At 41.3% G+C, this 16,427-nt stretch carries 17 protein-coding genes; 12 read left to right on the top strand and 5 right to left on the bottom strand.

All coding sequences use genetic code 11. The features are described 5' to 3' along the window. The gene (locus RZO55_RS05390) at positions 1–546 is read left to right on the top strand and encodes an RNA polymerase sigma factor (RefSeq protein ID WP_318063264.1); all 546 of its coding nucleotides are present in this window, start codon (positions 1–3) and stop codon (positions 544–546) included. Here the strand turns inward: RZO55_RS05390 and murG are convergent. Then, positions 543–1,613: an undecaprenyldiphospho-muramoylpentapeptide beta-N-acetylglucosaminyltransferase gene (gene murG / locus RZO55_RS05385; protein ID WP_318063263.1), complete on the bottom strand. Its 1,071-nt coding sequence runs from the start codon at positions 1,611–1,613 to the stop codon at positions 543–545. The two genes, RZO55_RS05390 and murG, sit on opposite strands and share 4 nt — an antisense overlap. 426 nt (positions 1,614–2,039) lie before the next feature. On the opposite strand from murG, the gene RZO55_RS05380 reads away from it, so the two are divergent. The 3 genes from RZO55_RS05380 (at position 2,040) to RZO55_RS05370 (ending at position 3,678) form a co-directional block, all read left to right on the top strand. Further along, complete coding sequence (locus tag RZO55_RS05380) at positions 2,040–2,567, top strand: nucleoside recognition domain-containing protein (protein ID WP_318063262.1); 528 nt, start codon at positions 2,040–2,042, stop codon at positions 2,565–2,567. 121 nt (positions 2,568–2,688) lie between these two features. Continuing rightward, positions 2,689–3,123 carry a MarR family winged helix-turn-helix transcriptional regulator gene (locus tag RZO55_RS05375; RefSeq protein ID WP_336624262.1) on the top strand — a complete coding sequence of 145 codons (435 nt, stop codon included), beginning with the start codon at positions 2,689–2,691 and terminating at the stop codon, positions 3,121–3,123. Positions 3,124–3,150: 27 nt separating this feature from the next. Next, positions 3,151–3,678 (top strand): GerMN domain-containing protein, encoded by a 528-nt coding sequence (locus tag RZO55_RS05370; protein WP_318063260.1) that lies wholly within the window; start codon positions 3,151–3,153, stop codon positions 3,676–3,678. A 46-nt stretch (positions 3,679–3,724) separates the two neighbouring features. Here the strand turns inward: RZO55_RS05370 and RZO55_RS05365 are convergent, their stop codons facing one another. Beyond that, positions 3,725–5,542: a DUF885 domain-containing protein gene (locus RZO55_RS05365; RefSeq protein ID WP_318063259.1), complete on the bottom strand. Its 1,818-nt coding sequence runs from the start codon at positions 5,540–5,542 to the stop codon at positions 3,725–3,727. A 43-nt stretch (positions 5,543–5,585) separates the two neighbouring features. Here RZO55_RS05365 and RZO55_RS26015 point away from each other — a divergent pair, with 43 nt between their 5' ends. The 6 genes from RZO55_RS26015 (at position 5,586) to RZO55_RS05340 (ending at position 11,208) form a co-directional block, all read left to right on the top strand. Beyond that, the gene (locus RZO55_RS26015) at positions 5,586–5,759 is read left to right on the top strand and encodes a hypothetical protein (protein WP_439100023.1); all 174 of its coding nucleotides are present in this window, start codon (positions 5,586–5,588) and stop codon (positions 5,757–5,759) included. 301 nt (positions 5,760–6,060) lie between these two features. Continuing rightward, on the top strand, positions 6,061–8,037 hold the full coding sequence (gene metG / locus RZO55_RS05360) for a methionine--tRNA ligase (RefSeq protein ID WP_318063258.1): 1,977 nt from the start codon (positions 6,061–6,063) through the stop codon (positions 8,035–8,037). A 78-nt stretch (positions 8,038–8,115) separates the two neighbouring features. Continuing rightward, positions 8,116–8,871 (top strand): TraX family protein, encoded by a 756-nt coding sequence (locus tag RZO55_RS05355; protein ID WP_318063257.1) that lies wholly within the window; start codon positions 8,116–8,118, stop codon positions 8,869–8,871. A gap of 23 nt (positions 8,872–8,894) precedes the next feature. Continuing rightward, entirely contained in the window at positions 8,895–9,659 is a 765-nt protein-coding gene (locus RZO55_RS05350; protein ID WP_318063256.1) for a TatD family hydrolase, read from the top strand. Between the two features lie 96 nt (positions 9,660–9,755). Next, complete coding sequence (rsmA, locus tag RZO55_RS05345) at positions 9,756–10,622, top strand: 16S rRNA (adenine(1518)-N(6)/adenine(1519)-N(6))-dimethyltransferase RsmA (protein ID WP_318063255.1); 867 nt, start codon at positions 9,756–9,758, stop codon at positions 10,620–10,622. Between the two features lie 22 nt (positions 10,623–10,644). Continuing rightward, positions 10,645–11,208 carry a TetR/AcrR family transcriptional regulator C-terminal domain-containing protein gene (locus RZO55_RS05340; protein WP_318063254.1) on the top strand — a complete coding sequence of 188 codons (564 nt, stop codon included), beginning with the start codon at positions 10,645–10,647 and terminating at the stop codon, positions 11,206–11,208. Here RZO55_RS05340 and RZO55_RS05335 read toward each other — a convergent pair. Beyond that, positions 11,205–11,438 (bottom strand): hypothetical protein, encoded by a 234-nt coding sequence (locus RZO55_RS05335; protein ID WP_318063253.1) that lies wholly within the window; start codon positions 11,436–11,438, stop codon positions 11,205–11,207. The two genes, RZO55_RS05340 and RZO55_RS05335, sit on opposite strands and share 4 nt — an antisense overlap. 208 nt (positions 11,439–11,646) lie before the next feature. Here RZO55_RS05335 and RZO55_RS05330 point away from each other — a divergent pair, with 208 nt between their 5' ends. Next, positions 11,647–13,377 carry an oleate hydratase gene (locus tag RZO55_RS05330; protein ID WP_336624261.1) on the top strand — a complete coding sequence of 577 codons (1,731 nt, stop codon included), beginning with the start codon at positions 11,647–11,649 and terminating at the stop codon, positions 13,375–13,377. 198 nt (positions 13,378–13,575) lie between these two features. Beyond that, positions 13,576–15,234 carry a peptide ABC transporter substrate-binding protein gene (locus tag RZO55_RS05325; RefSeq protein ID WP_369293195.1) on the top strand — a complete coding sequence of 553 codons (1,659 nt, stop codon included), beginning with the start codon at positions 13,576–13,578 and terminating at the stop codon, positions 15,232–15,234. Between the two features lie 52 nt (positions 15,235–15,286). Here RZO55_RS05325 and RZO55_RS05320 read toward each other — a convergent pair whose 3' ends face one another. Together RZO55_RS05320 and RZO55_RS05315 are read right to left on the bottom strand one after the other, a co-directional pair. Next, positions 15,287–15,838, bottom strand: coding sequence for a TIGR01440 family protein (locus tag RZO55_RS05320; protein WP_318063251.1), 552 nt, complete (start codon positions 15,836–15,838; stop codon positions 15,287–15,289). A 37-nt stretch (positions 15,839–15,875) separates the two neighbouring features. Continuing rightward, positions 15,876–16,295, bottom strand: a complete 420-nt coding sequence (locus RZO55_RS05315; protein WP_318063250.1) for an HIT family protein — start codon at positions 16,293–16,295, stop codon at positions 15,876–15,878. Positions 16,296–16,427 lie beyond the last annotated feature (132 nt).

Genomic DNA, 16,427 nt, shown 5'->3' with positions numbered 1-16,427 from the left:
ATGAGCATACATGAGGATGAAAATCAGCTGCTGCAGTCAATATATGGTAAATACCAGGGACTGCTGCGCCGAATAGCAAAAACACTGAACGTACCGGATCTGGAAATTGATGATGTGGTACAGGAGACATTTATCTCTTATTTTGAAAATTATTCATTAACCTGGACAGATACGCGGAAAAAGAGTATGTTGATCAAGATATTAAAACGCAAATGTATTGACTGTCTTCGTAAAAATGGCCATTATGAGAAAGTCAGTCTTGATGAGGAGGCTGCCTCCAACCAGATTGCATTGCTGGACAGGTTTGTGGTGACAGACCCTCTGGAGGTTGTTCTTGATGAGGAGTCTATATTAAATATTACCAGCGAGATATCTAATATGAGAGATGAGTGGAAGGAAATGGCCATACTGTATTTTCTGGAACAGCTGACGATTCCGGAGATTTGTGAAAGGCTTGAAATACCGGGAACGGTCTGCCGCTCCCGGATCTATCGGACAAGAGTCTGTTTGAAGAATCTTCTTGGTCCTAATTATAATTTAGATTAATTTTTTGATATAAGGGATTCAATCATATTAATAATTGTATCCACAGCATCATGGAGTTCACTGCTTTCCATTTTTGACAGATAGGTCTGTTGATTCGCGAACGTTTCTGTGATTGCCTGCAGCAGGGTATTTGCATTTAAATTTTCTTCTTCCAGAAGATAGCTGAAGCCTTGTTTGGCAAAAGATCTGGCATTTAATATCTGATCACCTCTGCTGGCTGCGGCTGAAAGCGGAATCAGAATATTGAGCTTTCTCAGTGCAAGTATCTCACAGATAGAGTTTGCACCAGCTCTGGAAATCATCAGGTCTGCAGCAGCAAAAAGATGCTTCAAAGGGGCATCCACATATTCGTATTGAACATATCCCCGAAGATTCGTAAGGCTTTCATCCAGATTGCCTTTTCCGCAGATATGTATTACCTGGTAATTGTTTAAGAGTTTAGGCAGGATGCCCCTTATGGCGTTGTTTACTGTAACAGACCCCAGACTTCCTCCGATAATCAGGATAACAGGCTTATTGTCGCTGAGCTTTGCATAATTTAACCCAGTCATACGATCACCTTCCAGTAGTTCTTTCCGAATGGGGGAACCTGTCAGTACTGCTTTGGATTTTGGAAGATAGTTAAGGGTTTCCGGAAAATTACAGCAGACACGGGTTGCGGAGGGAATGCAGATCCGGTTAGCCAGGCCGGGTGTCATATCTGATTCGTGTATAATTACCGGAACTTTTAGATGTTTTGCGGCCAGTACCACTGGAACGGCCACAAATCCGCCTTTGGAAAAGACTAAATCAGGTTTGTATTTCTTTATTAATTTTAACGCCTCTCCAAATCCCTTAATTACTCGGAAGGGATCTGTAAAATTTTTGATGTCAAAATATCTTCGGAATTTGCCTGTTGAGATTCCGCTGTATGGGATCTTTGCGTTCTCGATCAACTTTCGTTCTATTCCCTGATATGAGCCGATATAACGAATCTCATAGTTTTTTTCTTTCAGTAAAGGAATCAAAGCCAGATTCGGGGTAACATGACCGGCTGTCCCGCCGCCAGTTAAAATAATTTTTTTCATAGAAAAGCTGCCTCCAAATTCGATATACTATTATAGTAAACGTTAGTGATAAAAAGTCAACCCCAAAGCGAGAGGTAAGCAAAGAATAACCAATGCTAAAGAGGTATAGTTGTGAAGCTTAATCAGATTTCAAAAGAGAAACTGGAAGCACATTTGCTTGATTATATGCTAAAACATCCCGAATTAACACCAGATGTCCCGGCGCCGCCGCCGGATGAATTCCAGAAAATTATGACCGAGCTTAACAAAAGAGGAGCAAAAACCATTGTAAGAAGGCAATTGATAATTCTTCACTTCTGTAATTTCGTTATTTGCTGCTTACATAAGCCTGTCTTAATTATTCGGAATAAGTTTATAAAAAATACGTAGAATGAAAAGGAAAAAGCCGGAATAAGTTATAATAATGAACGGATAGTGAGTTAAACTATGGGATTTTTAATATTTATCTCTGAGGCTGCAGTTCCGCTGATCATCTTTTATATTGTAGGATTTGGTATTTTATCAAAAAGACCTGTATTTGATGATTTTTTAAACGGAGCAAAAGATGGAATGAAAACGGTTGCAGGCATAATGCCAACATTAATCGGACTCATGACAGCTGTAGGAGTATTGAGGGCATCCGGCTTTTTGGATTTTCTGGCAAAGCTGCTTACAAAACCGGCTTCTTATATATTTCTTCCGGCACCGGTTGTGCCGGTTATTTTAGTTCGCCTGGTCTCGAATTCAGCGGCGACCGGTCTTGTTTTGGATATTTTCAAAAAATATGGCACAGACTCTTATATCGGATTTATGACTTCTGTACTGATGAGCTGTACAGAGACATTATTCTATTGCCTGAGTGTTTATTTTGGTACTGTAAAAATCAGAAAAACCAGATATACTCTTGCCGGGGCATTAACTGCAACGGCAGCCGGAATAGCAGCAAGTGTGTTTTTAAGCCGGATTTTGGTATAAAAGGAAATGAATCATTCTGATTTAAGAATTTCATAAGAATTCAAGTGGTTGTCTTAAAATACATAATCATGTATAATTACGAAGAAGCTTTTATTGTCATAAAGATTTGAAGGGGATAAACGTGGATACTTACGGAACTCTTAACGAAGTACTGGTAAGACTGTTTCGGGATATAATGGATATCGAGCAGCAGGCTATCATTACACAGGAATTTAATAATATTACCAATAATGATATGCATGTAATCGAGGCAATCGGAGTCGGAGAACCTAAGAATATGTCCACAATAGCAAGGGAATTGTCCGTCACGGTGGGGACATTGACTATAGCCATGAACAGTCTTGTTAAAAAAGGTTATGTGACCCGCCAAAGAGGAGAAGAAGACCGGCGCGTTGTTTATATTTCTCTTTCAGAAAAAGGAAAACAAGCCTATGAGCATCATGCCACATTTCATCGGGAGATGATAGCCGGAGTGATAGAAGGGTTAAGTGAGGATGAGGTAGAAGTTTTAATCAAAGCTCTGACCAAGCTGAATAAGTGGTTTCGGAGTTTTTAACAGAATTAAAGGAGGCAATACGCATTTATGAAAAAAATCATCTTGTTTTTAATGAGCGCAATGCTGATGGTATCCCTGGCAGCCTGTACACCGACACAGCCGAAGATGGAAACAACACCGCCGGATCCCCAGGTTATGGCATCAACAGGTGGCGCTAGTGATAAAGTTCCAGACCCAAATGCAGAGCCTATGGAGATTATCTCCGTATATAGCATGAATGATGATAAGACTGGCTTAAATCAGGCAATGGATGCAGTAGACAAGCTGACTGCGGAAGCATTAGTGTCCAAGCTTATTGAGTACGGCGTATTAGAGGAAGGTACAACGGTTCTGAAATATGAATCTGCTGACGGAGTTGGGACTTTGGATTTATCTGCAGTACCAAAGAGTGATGACAAGCTTATCATTACCTCAATCGGCAATACTTTTGTTGAGAACTTTGAACTCTCTAAATTAAAACTTCTGGTAAACGGCAAGAATTATTCCAATAGTTCGATCAAGCTGGGTGATAATGATTATCTGGAATATGAAAAGGATTATAAGGAAATCAAATAAAAAACAGGCAAAAGCTTTTTGAGGGCTTTTGCCTGTTTTATTTGATTTAACTCCTCAGCTGCTTTGCCAGCCAGTTGCGGAACGCGGGCTGAATCACAGAAAAAGGTGCAGGACCCACATCAAGCAGAAATGTATGAAAATCCTTTAAGTTAAAGTCATCTTTTAGAATTCGTTCTGCGGTGCTGCGCATTTCCATAATTTCCAGATAACCAACGTAATACTCCATGTAATTGGTTGGATTTTCAACCAGGCTGTTAAATATAGAATCTGTAATATCTGTGTTTTCCACGTTATAGAAGGTTCCCAGATATTTAGCGGTTGCGTCCCTATCCCAGCCTTCATAATTGATACAGATATCCAGGTATGCATAGATTCCAAGTGTAATAGCCGTGTTATGAGCCAGTAATTTCCCAAGCTCAGGGTCCAGCCCGTTGTCTAGTGTATAAGAATAATACTCCACATATGTAGCCCAGCCTTCCGAATAGCTGGAAAATGAAAGTATATTTCTTAAATCATCGTGTTTTTTGCTTAAAAAGTATACATTCTGATACAGATGTCCCGGATAACCTTCGTGAGCCAGCGTTGTATATAGATCTTCATTTTGAAAACGCGGGTTTTTGTTAATGTAAATTACATTATCCTGATACCGGTCTAATGGGGGGACCAGGTAAAATGCGGGACTTAATGAAGACTCCAAAGCCTCTGGCACATACTTAACGGTATAATTGCAGGGGGGAAGCTCTGGAAAGTCGGTGGTTATCTGGGTTTTCAGTGATTCCAGAATATCTTCTGGTTTTGTATATCGGAAGGAATAGTGATCCAGTGAGTCAATAACTTCCGGGTGATCCTTTGTAATCTGACCCAATGCTTTAATATCGGAACTCATCTGCTTTTCAATTGCTCTTTTTAAGCTTTTAACTGAATCGTAAGACGTTCCGGTATTAGAATGAACCAGATATTCAAAGTATTTCTTCCCGTCAGGGTAAAAGGACAGCCCTTTGTCATTGGTTCCGGTACCAATGAGAGCGGTAATTCCGCTTATTAAATTCTTATAGGCCGGAATGAAATGGTCTCCCAGGACTTTTAGATTTTGCTCCTTATATTCGGCTTTTTCTTCGTCGGTTAAGTCTGTAAGGGCATCAATTCTTGTATTGAAGGTTTCCGCAAGAAAGCTGTGATCCGGCTGAATTAAATATGCTTCACAGGATTTTAAAACGTGATCAGCTGCTGAATCTGACATAAAAAGCCCTGCCGCCGACTTCTTTTTTTCAAATTCTATAAGCTGTGCATAATATTCATCAATGGTGGATAGCAGGGATAAATAATGATCTACGTCAGCTTTGTTGTAAAAGGTATACTCCGCAAATAGAACCGGAAGCTGAGCCTGGATTCCGATGGTGGTGGTAAGCGGCTGGGCGTATAGTTCCATTCCGTCTGAAGTTAATTCTGTTTCGATATAGGAGTATAGAATCTGATAAGTAAGCCTCTGATCGGCGGTCAGCTTGCGAGGATTAAATTCGTCCAGCTTTTTCTTTGTCTCTTGAAGATCCTTTGTACCCTGTTTCATTTTATCCAGAGAATAATCACCAAGAGTTAAAGGCACCGTATCGATTCCCCTGGAAGCAGGATCAGCTATGCTGAAATGAAAACTTATTCCGGATTCTTTGATTTCCTCCCGGAACAGATCAGCAGTAAACTGATCGAATGATTTCTGCATAGATAAATCAGCTGCATGGTATTTTTCGTATTGAGCATCAGATGGCGTTCCTGGCTGTCCTGGAGGCGGTGTACAGGCACAAAACAGAGAAGCAGCCAGGATAATGGAAAGGATACGGCGTCCCTGCCTGATAATATTATTTTTCATATTAAGATCCTCCGCAATTCACTAATATTATTTATATGTTTACATGAAAAAAGTAATGACAAAAGGTCAGATCCTGAAAGTTACCTGCTTGACAAACGGGAATGAAACTATTACACTAGGGTTACTGACAATTGATTCATTTGAGAATGCTGAGAAGAGAAGAGTAAGAAACCCGCCTCATGTACAGAGAATTCCGGTAGCTGAAAAGGAAGCCTGAGCGTATTTCCCAACATGGCCTTGGAGCAGCGAAGTTGAATTGGCTTAGTAAGCCTTTAAATTTCGACGGTCACACCCGTTATCGTGTCAGACTGTTATTATATACCATAAGCTTCATTCTGGGAAGCTATTGATTAGAACGCAGCCGGTGAGGTCTGTACCGTAAGGTACGGATAAATTAAAGTGGTATCACGGGATAATACCCCGTCTTTAAAATTCCTGTTGGGATTTTTTAAGACGGGTTTTTCTTTGTTGGAAAATGAATTACCCTGCATCTCATTATATTTCTGGAGGAAAAGATTATGTGTAAAGATTCGAACAAAAAGCCATATTACATTACTACGGCTATTGCCTATGCATCCGGAAAGCCCCATATTGGCAATACTTATGAGGCAGTTTTGGCTGATGCCATTGCGCGTTTTAAAAGAGAAGAAGGTTATGATGTGTTCTTTCAGACAGGAACTGACGAACACGGACAGAAGATTGAGGAGAAAGCAGCAGCTGCAGGCATAACGCCTAAGGAGTTCGTAGATCAGGCGGCAGGTCAGATCAAAACAATCTGGGATCTGATGAATACATCCTATGACAAATTTATCCGTACTACAGATCCGGAGCATGAAAAACAGGTACAGAAAATTTTCAAGAAGCTTTATGATCAGGGAGATATCTATAAAGGACACTATGAGGGATTGTATTGTACTCCCTGTGAATCTTTCTTTACAGAGTCACAGCTGGTAGATGGAAAATGTCCGGATTGCGGCCGGGAGGTAAAGCCGGCGAAGGAAGAGGCATATTTTTTCCGTATGAGCAAATATGCAGACTGTCTGATCAATCATATCAATGAAAATCCTGACTTTATACAGCCAGTATCAAGAAAGAATGAGATGATGAACAACTTTCTTCTTCCGGGGCTTCAGGATTTATGCGTGTCCAGAACCACCTTTACATGGGGAATCCCGGTAACATTTGATCCAAAGCATGTTACTTATGTATGGCTGGATGCACTGACAAATTATATAACTGGAATCGGTTATGACTGCGATGGAAATAACAGCGGTCAATTTTCAAAACTCTGGCCTGCAGACCTTCATCTTATTGGTAAAGATATCATTCGTTTCCATACCATTTATTGGCCTATTTTCTTAATGGCACTTGATGTCCCCCTTCCAAAACAGGTATTTGGTCATCCCTGGTTGTTGCAGGGCGATGGTAAGATGAGTAAATCCAAGGGTAACGTACTTTATGCGGATACACTGGTGGACTTTTTTGGCGTAGATGCTGTTCGTTATTTTGTACTTCATGAAATGCCATTTGACAATGACGGAATTATCTCATGGGAACTAATGGTTGAGCGCATGAATTCTGACCTTGCTAATGTTCTGGGCAATCTTGTAAACCGGACCATATCCATGTCCAATAAGTATTTTGAAGGTGTGGTTACAGATGGAAAAACAACCGATTCCTTCGATGAGGAGTTAAAGGCAGTTGTACTTGAAGAGGTGAAGAAGGTCAGCGAAAAGATGGAGAAACTCCGTGTAGCAGATGCAATGACTTCTATTTTTAACATCTTCAGAAGAAGTAACAAATATATTGACGAAACAGCACCATGGACGCTTGCAAAGGATGAGGGATCAAAGTCCCGTCTGGAAACAGTCCTTTATAACCTGACAGAAGCAATTACTATTGGAGCTTCCCTTCTGGCTTCGTTCATGCCGGACACCTCCGTTAAAATTCTTGCACAGCTTCATACAACGAAAAGAGAGCTGTCCCAGATGAATGAATTTGGCTTATACCCATCTGGAAACAAGGTAACTGACAAGCCGGAGATTTTATTTGCACGTATGGATGTAAAGGAAGTGATGGAGAAAGTGGAAGCAATGCATGCAGCAGAAGACATGGGAAAAGAAGAGACTAAAGTACAGGCGGATGATGGAATTGATATAGAAGCCAAACCGGAAATTGAATATGATGATTTTGCAAAGCTGCAGTTTCAGGTAGGTGAAATCATTGCCTGTGAAGCGGTGGCCAAGTCGAAAAAACTTTTATGCTCTAAAGTAAAGATAGGCAGTCAGGTAAAACAGATTGTCAGCGGAATTAAAGCACATTATTCACCGGAAGAAATGGTTGGTAAAAAAGTTATGGTTGTGGTAAACTTAAAGCCAGCAAAGCTGGCCGGCGTGTTGTCTGAAGGCATGCTTTTATGCGCGGAAGATGCACAGGGCAATTTATCACTTATGGTTCCGGAAAAGACAATGCCATCCGGAGCGGAAATCTGCTGATAATCAGCTGTTTTAAGGTTAGATAAAGATAAGGCCGGATTCTGATAATCCGGTCTTATCGTTTAAAAGGAGGATTCCATGACAGAGTCTGCCGTTACCCGAAAAAAGGGAATTACTGGAAATGCCTTAAAGATGATTGCGATTATAACCATGCTGATTGACCATATAGGCGCGGTTGTGATTGAAAACGGAATATTAAAATATCAGAATCCCTTATTGATGCAGACAATACTGGCAACGCCGGAGGGCGCAAGGTGGAGTATCATTGATTTTGTTCTCCGGACAATTGGCAGAATTGCCTTTCCTATTTTCTGCTTTTTGCTGGTAGAGGGATTTCTTCACACCAGAGATGTTAAAAAGTATGGGATCAGGCTATTGGTTTTCGCCTTGATTTCAGAGATCCCTTTTGATCTTGCAGTATTTGACAGCTGGTTTCACCCCGGATATCAGAATGTATTCTTTACACTTTTAATTGGTCTTTGGGTTCTTGTCTGGTACCAGAAGGCTATGGGAGATCCGCTGCGGCAGTTTCTGGCAATTGGAGCGGGATGCGGGGCATCCATTCTTCTGAAATCAGATTACAACATATACGGAATAGTACTGATTTTGATTATCTATATATTTCGGGATAATAAGAAGCTTCAGGCTGTATTTACAGGGATTACGTCGGCATTAATCAGCGTAAGCTGTTTTGGAGCCGGGGCACTTTCTCTTGTGCCCATTCATATGTATAACGGAAAAAAGGGTGAGAGGAATTTAAAATATTTATTTTACTGGTTTTATCCTCTTCATTTAATTCTGCTTTATATTCTGCGATTATTGATTACAGGCTGACAAACGTTTTAAAGGAGATATCTATGATTTTTGATACACACGCCCATTACGATGATGAGGCATTTGATGAGGACAGAGAAGAGCTGCTTGAAAATCTGCAGTCTCATGGAATAGAAGCAGTTACTAATGTAGGCGCCAGCATAAAGACATCAGAGAATACCATCAAACTCACAGAGAAGTATTCTTATATATATGGGGCAATCGGTGTTCACCCCAATGAGACTGCTGAGTTAAACGATGAGAAGTTAAACTGGCTGAAAGAAAATTCCAGCCGTAACAAAATAGTCGCCATTGGAGAAATAGGTCTTGATTATTACTGGGAAGAACCAGATCATGAAACACAGAAGACCTGGTTTGTTCGGCAGCTGAATCTTGCTAAGGAAGTAAAGCTTCCGGTTATTATTCACAGCCGTGATGCGGCAAAAGATACGCTTGATATTATGAAGGCGGAGCATTCCGAAGATGCGGGCGGTGTAATTCACTGTTTTTCCTATGGGAAAGAGATGGCGAGGGAATATCTGAATATGGGCTTTTATTTGGGTATTGGCGGTGTCCTGACCTTTAAAAATGCCAGAAAGCTGAAAGAAGTAGTGGAATATATGCCTTTAGATCAACTGGTACTAGAGACAGATTGCCCATACCTGGCCCCTGTACCCAATCGGGGAAAGCGCAATTCTTCCCTGAATCTTTCTTATGTTATCGATGAGATTAGCGCCATAAAGGGAATTTCCAGGGATGAGGCTGTAGAGGTCACCAACCGGAATGCAAAAAAGCTGTATCATCTGTAGAAAGGGTATCCGGGCTTCGGACCCGTCTTATATTTTATTGACTTTTTGTTTATAATAAGATACCATTGACTAATAAAAAACGATAGGAAAATGTGTATGCAAAATAAATTAGGCAACCCTCAAAATACAATCCAGATCATTCGAAAATATGAGTTCGCATTTCAAAAGAAGTTCGGACAGAATTTTTTAATTGATACACATGTACTTGATAAAATCATTTCGGCGGCAGGTGTAACGAAGGATGACTGTGTTTTAGAGATCGGTCCTGGAATCGGTACTATGACTCAGTACCTGGCAGAAGCTGCAGGCCATGTAGTCGCAGTAGAGATCGATTCAAACTTAATACCGATCCTAAAGGAAACTTTGGCTGAATACGATAATGTAACTGTAATTCATGCAGATATATTAAAGACAGATATCAATGAGCTGACTCAGAAATTTAACGGTGGACGCCCTATAAAGGTAGTGGCAAATCTGCCCTATTATATTACCACACCCATTATTATGGGACTTTTTGAAGGTCAGGTACCCATTGATAACATTACAGTCATGGTGCAGAAGGAAGTGGCAGACCGTATGCAGGTAGGACCGGGTTCCAAGGATTACGGTGCGCTTTCACTGGCTGTTCAGTATTACGCAGAACCATATATTGTAGCCAACGTTCCCCCGAACTGCTTTATGCCCCGCCCCAATGTGGGATCAGCGGTGATCCGCTTAACTCGGCATAAAAATCCTCCCGTTAATGTACAGAACTCTGGACTGATGTTCCGTCTGATCCGGGCATCCTTTAACCAGAGAAGAAAAACACTTCAAAACGGTTTGAATAACTCTCCTGCGATTCCATATACAAAAGAACAGATCGCAAAAGCCATTGAAAGTCTGGGGCTTTCCCCGTCTGTTAGAGGAGAGGCTCTGAATTTAGAGCAGTTTGCTGCACTTGCCAACTGCTTTACTGGAATGTAGAAATAGTATAACAGGAGGGATTATGTCGGATTCACTTATTACAAAACGTGCGATTGCAGAAGCATTGAAGCAGGTATGCAAAGAGAAACCTTTTGATAAGATATCCATATCAGATATTACTGCAGTTTGTGGTCTGAACCGGCAGACCTTTTATTATCACTTTCAGGACAAGTATGAATTGTTAAGCTGGATTTATTATAATGAAAATTTTGCAGCTATCGCGGAAGATATCAGTCTTCTGAATTGGAATATAAAAATCTATGAGCTGCTAAACAATATAAAGCAGGAAAAAACCTTTTATATGAATACGATAAAAGAGCAGGAGCATACGTTTGAGAGCTATCTGTATGAGATGACAAAAGCGTTGTTTTCAGAAGCGATTGAGGTATTGGATGAAAAGGGAAAACTGACAGAGGAAGAACGGGATTTCGATGCAGGGTTTTATGCCTATGGTCTGTGCGGAGTGATTATGGACTGGGTGAGAGAAGGGATGAAGATGGAGCCCAAAGAGGTATCAAACCGGTTAAAGAGCCTCGCCAGAGCTACGGAACGGATTGGATACATTCGCAGCCAGGCGGAGCTTTAAGCCAATTTCTGTATAATTAGATTCAGACATTCCTCTCTGGAACATCGTTTTATCATAATGAGCAGTTCATCATAAGTGAAAAGTTCGCTGGAAGCAGGGCTGAATTTCACCAGTAGTTCTTTCAAGTTGCGGGCGGTCCGTTCAGGTGCTTTCTGACCATTTTTTAGTTGATGAAGAAGCGCTGTTTTTAAAACGCTTTCCCGTATATGTTTGTGTAATGTACCCGACATGGATTGTCCTCCTTAATCTTTACTCTCATTGTAAAAGAATATCATAAAAATTACGATAGACAAAATAGTTAAATTGTCTGGTTTTTCGACATCGCTTTTGTGGTGTCGTTTTTTTATACAGGAATAAAAGCATGTATGGTGACGTAAAAAATGTAGTATGATAATATAGGCTTATTAGCTGATGTAAAATGAGATTGGAGCGTGGCTTATGAAGAAAAAAATGGAAAAAAGCAATATGGCAAAATTATTGGTACTGGGGCTTGCAGCTACAGCAGCAGGTGTGGCGGCCAAAACACTTTATTCACGTACAGGTAAAGCAAGAAAGGAAAAGCGTAGTATCGATAAGAAAAACAGCACTATTCCCAAAGGAAAGGCATATTTTGTAGGCGGAGGTTTAGGAAGCCTTGCTGGAGCCGCTTATTTAATCAGAGACGGAAAAATGCCTGGGAATCAGATTACTATCTTTGAAGGTATGCCGATATTCGGAGGAAGCAATGACGGCATTGGTACTCCTGAGAAAGGATTTGTCTGCAGGGGAGGACGTATGCTCAATGAAGAAACTTATGAGAATTTCTGGGAGCTGTTTCGATCCATACCCTCACTTGGCAATCCTGATAGAAGTGTGACTGATGAGATTTTGGATTTTGATCACGCCCATCCCACATCAGCAAAAGCCAGACTGATAGATAAAGATGGGAATATTCTTAATGTGAAAAGTATGGGATTTACTCAGAGCGAACGTATGGCTCTTCTAAGACTAATGAATACACCCGAAGAAAAGCTTGACGATATGACAATCGAAGAGTGGTTTGCGGACATGCCTCACTTTTTTACTACTAATTTCTGGTATATGTGGCAGACCACCTTTGCGTTTCAGAAATGGAGCAGTTTATTTGAGTTCCGCCGGTATATGCGCCGGATGATACTGGAATTCTCCCGTATAGATACTTTGGAAGGAGTAACAAGAACTCCTCTCAACCAGTATGACAGCGTGATTCGGCCTCTGGAAGCATACTTAAGAAAAGAAGGGGTTGTATTTGCGGAGAACTGTACAGTAACAGATATCGATTTTGCAGAAGTGGAAGGGATTACCGCAAAAGTTCTCCATTTAAATGATCTTGGTATTACACGTACCCTGGAACTGGAAGAAAACGATATCTGCATTATGACCAATGCATGCATGACAGACAGTGCTACACTAGGTGATCTTTATACACCAGCACCGGCACCAGTTCTAAAACCGATTTCCGGAGAATTATGGAGTATGGTGGCAGCTAAAAAGCAGGGACTTGGTAATCCATATCCATTTTTCGGAGATATCAGTGAGACAAACTGGGAAAGCTTCACTGTGACAAGCAAAGGAAACCGACTACTGAAGCTTATAGAGAATTATTCCGGCAATACACCAGGCAGCGGAGCTTTAATGACTTTTAAGGATTCCAGCTGGCTGATGAGCATTGTAGTTGCGGCTCAGCCTCATTTTGTCAATCAGCCAATGGATCAGACCATATTTTGGGGTTATGGCCTCTATACGGACAGATTAGGAGATTATGTGAAAAAACCAATGAAGGACTGTACCGGAGAAGAACTTCTTACAGAACTGCTCTTTCACCTTCATATGCAGGATCATAAGGATGAAGTTATGGCAGATGTAATTAATGTAATTCCCTGCATGATGCCTTATGTAGACGCGCAATTCCAGCCACGAAAGATGGCAGACAGACCGGAGGTCGTACCGGATGGGTCCACAAATTTTGCAATGATCAGCCAGTTTGTTGAAATACCGGAGGATATGGTCTTTACAGAGGAATATTCAGTTCGTGCTGCAAGAATTGCCGTATATACATTGATGGGAATTGATAAGAAGATCTGTCCGGTTACTCCTCATGCTAAAAATCCGGGGGTACTGCTGAAAGCAGTACAAACAGCCTATCGCTAAAAAATTAAAATGTCTCTGTGAGCCAGACAATAAGTAATACAATTTGTCTGGCTCTTTTGCGCGTTATCGCTTTAACACCTTACAATACAAGAGTTTAACGAAAAAATCCTGATTGCATGATTAGTCCATTTATGGTATGCTATATCCCGTGCTGTCCTTGATGGACGGACGAAACAAAACATAGATACGGAGGGAAGTATTATGAAAAAAACAGCACTCGTATTAGCAGCTGTTCTTGTCTCTGGCCTGTTATTAAGTGCATGCGGAGGCTCTGGAAAGACCGGCACCACGACAGAGGCAGCGGCCAATACCTCAACAGGGGGTCTTGACCTGGCAGTAGAGATAGGACCGGACCCGGAAACCATTGATCCGGCTCTTAACTCATCAATTGATGCATCCAATATGATTTTGCATGCATTTGAGACTCTGCTCACATTTGATGAAAAGAATAACATTGTTCCAGGTCAGGCAGAATCTTATGATGTCAGTGATGATGGTCTTACCTACACATTTCATTTAAGAGATGGTTTAAAATGGAGCGACGGTTCTGATTTCACAGCAGAGGATTTTGTATATTCATGGAAGCGTCTGGCTGACCCTGCGACCGCAGCACCCTATGCGGCAGATATGCTTTCTATGATCAAGGGATATGACGAAGCAGCTGCAGGCAACATTGATGCTCTGGCGGTTTCAGCTCCAGACGCAAAAACCTTTGTAGTAGAGCTTTCTGGTCCTTGCGTATACTTTGATAAGATTATTACTCATGCAAGTATGGCACCAGTCAAAAAGGATGTCGTTGAGGCTAAAGGTGACCAGTGGTCCCTGACACCTGAAACCTATGTTTCAAACGGTCCGTTAAAGATGATCGAGTGGGTACCAGGTTCTCATATTACCTTTGCTAAAAATGAAAATTATTGGAATGCAGATAAGATTACCTTAAATACGTTAAAGTTCGTTCTTATGGAAGATTCCAATGCTGCATACAGCGCATATCAGACAGGTGAGATTCAGATGATCCGTGATGTTCCTACTGAGGAAATCCCGGCGCTTAAGGATTCACCGGAATTTCATTTAGAGCCACGTATGGCAACATCCTATACTATTTTTAACACTCAGAAGGAACCTTTTAATAATGTAAAGGTACGCCGTGCATTAACTCTTGCAGTTGACCGCGGATATATTGCAGATACCCTTATGATGGGAACTGCAACTCCTGCAGCTAACTTCGTTGGACCTGGTGTATCTGATGTAGAAGCGGGATCCTCATTTGAAGAGGTAAGCCGGAAAAATAACGGCGGAGACTACTTCAGCGTGGATAATTATGAGGCAGATCTTGAAAAGGCAAAAGAACTGCTTGCAGAAGCAGGATATCCCAACGGTGAGGGATTCCCGACTATTGAATATATGACCAACGATGCCGGCTATAACAAACCAATTGCAGAGTACTTACAGAATGCATGGAGTGAACTTGGAATCAGAATGGATATTAAAATTGTGGAGTGGTCTTCATTTACGCCTACCCGCCGTGCCGGTGATTTTGAAATCTGCCGCGGAGGCTGGGTTTATGATTATGATGATCCCTCCAACATGCTGAACCTGTTTACAACAGAAAGCGGGAACAATGATGGAAAGTACTCTAACCCTGATGTAGATAAACTCCTGGCTGAGGCCAGAAGTACAGATGATAAAGCAGAGCATTTTGATAAGCTTCATCAGGCAGAGAAGATCATGATGGAAGATGCTGCGGTAGCTCCTCTTGTATATTCCAGTGATTTTTATCTGCAGAGACCTGAAATAAAGGGAACATGGCATTCACCTTACGGCTACTGGTACTTCATGTACGCCACAAAGGAATAAAACAGTAAAACCTGCAGCCAGCGGCATTACACCGCCAGGCTGCAGGTTTTTATTATTCTATGGTATCATCGTAGAAAGCGCGGATACCGCCAATGTATTTTGGTCTGGTACGGGCTGCTACCACACGGGCAGAGCCGATATATTGGGTTTTTATACGGACCGGGACGGCAACGGCTTTTAAATGCATGCCAATCAGTGTATCTCCAATATCAATTCCTGCATGAGCCTGAATGGATTCTACTGCAACCGGATGTTCAAAACCGTGATAAGCAGCAAGAGAGAAGGAGCCTCCGGCCTTTAGCTGGGGAACTACATTAACAGGTTCATAATGATAGAATTCAGCCGCTTCTTTCTCTAATATCAGGGCCCTGTTTAAATGCTCACAGCACTGGGCAGCAACATAGATTCCCTGTTTATGAAAAACTTCATAAATTGCGGAGAACACTGCCTGGCCAATCTCTGCACTGGAATGTGAGCCGATTTTATGATCGGATATCTCACTGGAGGAGCAGCCGATGACCACTAAATCTTTTTCCTTCAAATGTGATGCTTCTAAAAGCTCTTTTGCAGCTTTCCCTGCCTGTTTTCTGATGTCATCTAACATTCTCCGGCACCTTCCTTCCCTGTATGGTCTGTATTATTTACAATGCTTTACGTATAGCCTCAGCCATCTTCTCATATTCCTCATCTGTAAGATAAACTTTATCCGGATTCATGGTAAACGTACCACCCCATTCATCGCCTCCGTTATATTTTGGGACAATGTGCATGTGCAGGTGGCAGCCCGTATCTCCATATGCGCCGTAATTTACTTTATCAGGATTAAAAACCTTGTGAATGGCTCTGGATACTTTGGAAACTTCAGCAAAAAATGCATTTCTCTCTTCATCACTGATATCAATCATCTCACTGACATGATCCTTATATGCAAGAATGACTCTGCCCTTTTTACTCTGTTCTTTAAATAAATATAAAAAGCCGGTTTCCATCTCACAGATCGGATAACCAAATTTGGCAACTAAGTCTCCTTTCATACAATATGCGCAGTTTGAGTCTTTCATAATCATGTACCTTCTTTCCAGTAATTTGTTTTATATATCTGAACCTATTCTATCAAAATCCGAACAGATTGAAAAGACAGTGCAGCAATTATTTTGTATCATAAAATAAAAAAGCAGCGTCCTGCCAGAAAT

This window comes from Clostridium boliviensis, assembly GCF_033342255.1.
Classification (GTDB): Bacteria; Bacillota; Clostridia; order Lachnospirales; family Lachnospiraceae; genus Lacrimispora; species Lacrimispora boliviensis.
This window is presented reverse-complemented; position numbering and strand designations above follow the sequence as displayed.